Annotated in this window: 5 protein-coding genes; all 5 read right to left on the bottom strand. The window is 35.6% G+C overall.

Annotation, left to right across the window (positions count from 1 at the left end):
• Nucleotides 1-52: 52 nt before the first annotated feature.
• Complete coding sequence (locus AAGF08_RS20195; RefSeq protein ID WP_343513256.1) at nucleotides 53-835, bottom strand: hypothetical protein; 783 nt, start codon at nucleotides 833-835, stop codon at nucleotides 53-55.
• Nucleotides 836-933: 98 nt separating this feature from the next.
• Nucleotides 934-1,944: a cyclase family protein gene (locus AAGF08_RS20190; RefSeq protein ID WP_343513255.1), complete on the bottom strand. Its 1,011-nt coding sequence runs from the start codon at nucleotides 1,942-1,944 to the stop codon at nucleotides 934-936.
• Nucleotides 1,945-2,231: 287 nt separating this feature from the next.
• Nucleotides 2,232-3,695 carry a S41 family peptidase gene (locus AAGF08_RS20185; protein WP_343513254.1) on the bottom strand — a complete coding sequence of 488 codons (1,464 nt, stop codon included), beginning with the start codon at nucleotides 3,693-3,695 and terminating at the stop codon, nucleotides 2,232-2,234.
• A 48-nt stretch (nucleotides 3,696-3,743) separates the two neighbouring features.
• Nucleotides 3,744-4,823: a hypothetical protein gene (locus AAGF08_RS20180; protein WP_343513251.1), complete on the bottom strand. Its 1,080-nt coding sequence runs from the start codon at nucleotides 4,821-4,823 to the stop codon at nucleotides 3,744-3,746.
• Between the two features lie 96 nt (nucleotides 4,824-4,919).
• The coding region (locus tag AAGF08_RS20175) for a hypothetical protein (protein ID WP_343513249.1) at nucleotides 4,920-5,355 on the bottom strand (436 nt) is incomplete at its 5' end.

Below are 5,355 nucleotides of genomic sequence, written 5' to 3'. Positions count from 1 at the left end.
GTGTTATGTTTAGTAAGGGATGGGTTTGCGTATTAAAATCAAGATCCTCCTGCTAGTTTTTCATAATAAGCTTTGCAATAATCACTTCCTTCCTATCTCTGACATTCTTGCCTTTTTCAAGTTCAAGTTTTGACTTCTCACTCATACTTTCTTCATTCGTCATGAAATCAGCCACTTGATGCAAATCATCGTAAAAAGTAAAGGCCACATGGGTTGAATAAGTGCTACTACCTGAAGGTAATATTCCTCGCATTAGTCCCCAGTGACCAATTTTTTCCTCATTTACCATTTTCTGATAAAATGGTTTGAATTGCTCTGATTCAATTGATTCATAATTACCATCTAATTGTTTGTTGAAGTCTAAGACTGCTATTGAACCAATTGACATTTTAAAATTTAGCTTTTTTGTCTTATCAATTTGCTCATAGAGATACTGTTGATTAATGCTCCTCAGAGTCCTATATCTTTCAATCATAGAGTTTAATTTTTTCTCAGATTTATTTGGATATGCTTTTCTTGCAGACTCCATTACATCAGGAGAATACATATATGTAAGTGCTTTACTCAAATCAAAAAATATACTTACTCTTAAATATTGTGATCCTTGTTTACTTCCTGACGGGATTAGTTGCCAGAATTCCCAATGAACAAGAGATTTTTCCGCAACCTGTTGTTTGTAAATATTTGACCAAAAGTTTTCTAAGGATAAATATTCCTCTTTATCGGCATCTGAAACGGATATGAATTCATATAATATGTATTCTGCAGCAAGGCTTTTTTGAGAACTGAAACAAAGGGTGACTATAATGAATAATAGCAGTCGGATATTTTTCATTTTTTGCAGATTTTAATTTGATAATTCAATCTAGAATTAAACATAACAGTCTTGATAAAATGAGTTTAAATTCATTTTATCTCTTGTTATTTGCTATTTTATTTTATAGCAATTGGGTTAATAGGTGAACCAACAGCTCCTGGGATATTAAGAGGTTGTGCAGATATGAAAAACTCATATATTCCATCTTCAGCACAGTCTTTCGCTAATTCTTCTAACCACCATATTTCACCAAGATATACCCCTAAATCTCTCAAGATATTCCCATGTAAAGGAGAAATTGTCTTTGGGTCAATTGCATTTGGTGTTCGTTCAACGCCAATGTTATCTGCTGCTATGGCCGCGATTTCCTTCTCTTTTATCCAACTAACAACATCCTTTACAATTCCAGTTTGAGGATTAAAATAATTTGATCTGGATGAAGGGTCATTGTACCACATAGGCACCACGCCTGTTCTCAGGATCACTATATCGCCTTTTTTTACTTCTGTTCCCTGCTGTTCAAGCGCTCCTTCTATATCTTCCTTTGTAATGCCATAGCCAGGGGCCAAGGTACCCCCTTTATATTTTAAAATATCGATCAATACGCCCCTTCCAACCAGGGATTCCTTCACGTTTTCAATGCCTAATTTTGTGGCTCCTCCTAAAGCCCCGCTTACAGTTGACTTCTCTGTATACCCATTATAAAGTTGGTCTCCATACCAGCCATGTGACAATGCATCCCATTGTGTAGAACCTTGCAGTGCCATGTATAGGTAGTCATCAGCAAATTTCATTTTTCCTAAAAACGGTTCAGTGTTAAAGCCCGTTGCATAGTCAGCTCCTGCTATATCCATTGTATGATGAGGAGTTAATCTTCCTGGCCAGACAGGGCCCTGGTTGTCTATTGGAATTGCTAGGCTAAAGATTTTACCCTTCTTTATTAATTGGGCCGCTTCGATAATAATCTCAGGAGTGATATAATTGGCAGCTCCCTTTTGATCGGAAGGGCCCCATTTACCCCAATTATTAATTTCTTGATGTGCATATTGAGCCGGAGATTGTTGAGCCAGGAGCATCGTGGGGAGTGTAATCAAAATTAGAATAAATAGCGTTGATGTATTTTTCATATTGATTATTTTAGGTATTATTAATTTCAAATCCGTTTGCAAAAGAGCGCTTTTAAGATTTTTAAGTTTTGGCGATTTGCTTAAAATTTTTCGGTTCTCGAACCAAACAATTTGTCTCATAACCTTTATTTTAGGCTTCATCCAGATTAAATTTTCCTGTTCTTCCAGACGCTCCTAAAATCAGAATTTTCATTCCTAATTTTCCGGGTTTTTATATTTCTGCCAAACGGTCTGGCTATTCGCAGTGTCCCGAAGGACATTGCGTATAGGTTTTGTTTACCCACATATTATTGTTCATTTAAAACATCAACTACAAATGGAATCCATTCATATTCGGGTATTTCCGGAGTAATATAATAGTCAGGTTGAATGCCAATATTATCAATGGTCATCTCAGGGATTCTTCTGCTTTTAGTTAGCCCGTATTGTAACATGAAATTTTCACAGGGAGAATACACCAAATTCAAGTTTGAAATATCCAGAACACCATGAGTTGTAGTCCCAAATAGTTTTACTTTCGTGCTCTGTTTGGCTGAAAGCAAGAATTGCTCATCTGAGCTACCATTGTTTTGATTATGCACAATGGCTACATTTTTAGGATACTCATAAACAGTATCAAGCTTTTCAACGAAAATTTCAGACTCGAACAGATTTACAAATTCACCTATATGTTGAGACAATGTATCATATTGCTTTTTAAACTCTTTCCTTTCTTCTTCATTGAACGTAATGTTATAAAGCTTGGCAATGCCTTCGTTCTTAGAGAAATCGAGCATTCTCTGATTATTCAAGGGGGTAGAATAGTGATCAGGGGTTACTGTTCGAATGGGGTTGGTATATAGAAATGGAATCAATTTAGAATAAGCCCTATCTACCCCTCCCGTGCCGTATCTAATGTCAAGTATTAAATTTTCTGTACTCAATATTTTGTCTCTATTCGCTAGAAGCACACTGTCGATATCTTTTTGTTGGTCTGCCATAAAGGACGGGACTCGTAAATAGAGGGTAGTCTCATTCAATCGTTCCATAAATGGTGATGACGTTTTCATCGCTCTGACATACAGACTTCCAGAAGCATCATCTTTCATTTGAGGATAAACTCTGCTTAAGAAGACATTACCTAATTGCAAGTTATTTTTACCGATTAAGGCGACCTTTTCAGACTCTACAGGAGAACCATCTCGCTTATAAAAAATAGAGCTAAAGCTTTCTCCTTCTTTAAATATTTTAAGTTTGACCTCATCTTTTTTCCATTCTTCGGCTTCAGATTCAATGATAAAACCTATGTAGGTATTTGCTTCACGCTTGATACCTATTGTGTATGAGCTTGTTTGCCAAATCCCCTCAATATTACTCTCTTCTTTTTGATCAAGATTTTTCTTGAACTTTTCAATATCATTTAGCTTGTATATTTCTTTCTTTTTCCTTGAATCGTCTTCAGTAATTTCATTTGAAGTACTATTTGATTCTCCTAAATAATCAACGTATACATGTCCCTTTCTGAAGAACTTGAACCACTCATTCATAATGGAAGCACATTCTGATAAGTCACTAACCTCGCTTATTTTATCAGCATAAACTTCGTTATGAGCAGCATATGCTTGTTCGCCTTTAATGTCAATGATATATTGAAAACCGGCATCATTTTCTTCAAAAGTCTTTTTCATCCAATTAAAGCTCGATTCACAGTCACAGTCCTGCCCATATATTAAAAAGGGAAAGAAGGTTAATAAAATTAGTATTGATTTCATGATATTAGTTTGTGGGTAACGGTTTTCAATATGAGCCGTTTTAATGGCTTATATACCTTGTTGTGAGCTTTTTAATTCCTCTAATAAATCACGAAGGGTTACCTTTTCAGTATAAATTTTATTCTTAAAATCTGGATCGAATTTTTCCAGTATCATAGACATGTTAAAGCCAAGAGGATACCAGTATCTATCCTTAGTGATATTATAATTTAAGCTGTCTGTTGAAACCTTATAGCCATTGAACCTATCAATAATATCCTTTTTATCTTCCTCTGTCAAAAAAGAGACGTCTGGTTTGTTTTCGGCTAGGTATCGTCTTGTGAAGGAGTCAAAATAGCGTGCATTTCCTTCAATGGTGTTTTCATAATCTTCAGCCGCTCGAATATTTACATCGTATTCTCGTTTAATTCGCTCAATCCTAAGATCACGGAGAGAGTCAAATTGCTTAAAATTCTGATTTAAGTCTGCTCCGTCTATCCAAATTGCTTTTAGTAGATCATTTTCCTTTTCCAAGCTTTCTTTGTACCAATCAAGGTCTCTGCGGTAGGAACCAAGAAATTCATCTGGGCCGCCAGGCATAGAGCTAGAGGTGGCTCGTGCAAGTGCAAACATTTTAGGATTTGACCATTGGTAGCCATGGAATAGCTCATGAATCACCATCAAAGACCAATCCTCCAGATCATTCACGGCTGCTTCAGGAAACTTCTTCGAGAGTTCAAAACTTTGAAAATATAAAACCGGCTTCTTGTAATGAAGTTGCGTACTGTCCATACCTACACTAGTCTCAAATTTAAAAGCCGTGGTGTCGGTATAACTATCCGGTAGTTGGATGACTTGTACCTTGTTGAAATTTCCTACTTCTTGATAATCGAAGTTATTGAGAATATGGTCGCTCGGATTAAGTACGTAGGTGTTTTCTTTGGAATAATATACAACGGTTTGAAAAAAGTCTTTTTCTGCGAAATCAGGCCAATATTTTTTAGCCGCTTCGTTTTTGATATTCACTAAGTAACGCAAATGTCTAAAGTGACTTTTGTCCATTAAGGGTTTTTCTGTCTCTTTATTATTTTTTGTTTCAGCACAAGAAAGTACAGTAAGTAGGATGGGTATTAATAGGAGTTTTTTCATAATGTATAATTGCACACAACGGTTAAGTATATGCGCAGTTTTCCTAAGGGAATTGCATATAGGTGTTGTTGTAGACCGTTTTTTCTTAACGAACCTTTAAATGACATTATCATTTGTAAGAAATTCAATTATCTTTTGCCTTTTTAGAAGGTCAGATTTAATAAAATCGTCCAGTATATCTGAATTGAGTTCCTTCTCTTTTAATTGTAGGGATCGTAAGGTTCCATCCTTTTGCGGAGCAATGATAATGATATTGCCGTAATTCAGATGGAAGAGTCTCATATTGACAATAGCATAATCGTTTCCTTCTGGTGTAATGAAGGCCATGAAATCAATAGGATTTTGTGTTGTTTTGATATATCCTTGACCTATATAATCAGGATGATTTCTTGATACAACTTGCAATCGATGTGTCGAATATCCTTCTAAGTCAACAGTGTCGGTAACTGTAATTAAGGTAAAAAAGACTTTGTCTTTACCATTTAAGGCTTCGTAGTATGGGCTATCATTTACAATGAAACTTGAAAACACC

The organism is Algoriphagus sp. SE2, assembly GCF_039563885.1.
GTDB lineage: Bacteria > Bacteroidota > Bacteroidia > Cytophagales > Cyclobacteriaceae > Algoriphagus.
Note: the sequence above shows the minus strand (reverse complement) of the source record. Positions and strands in the feature narration are given on the sequence as shown.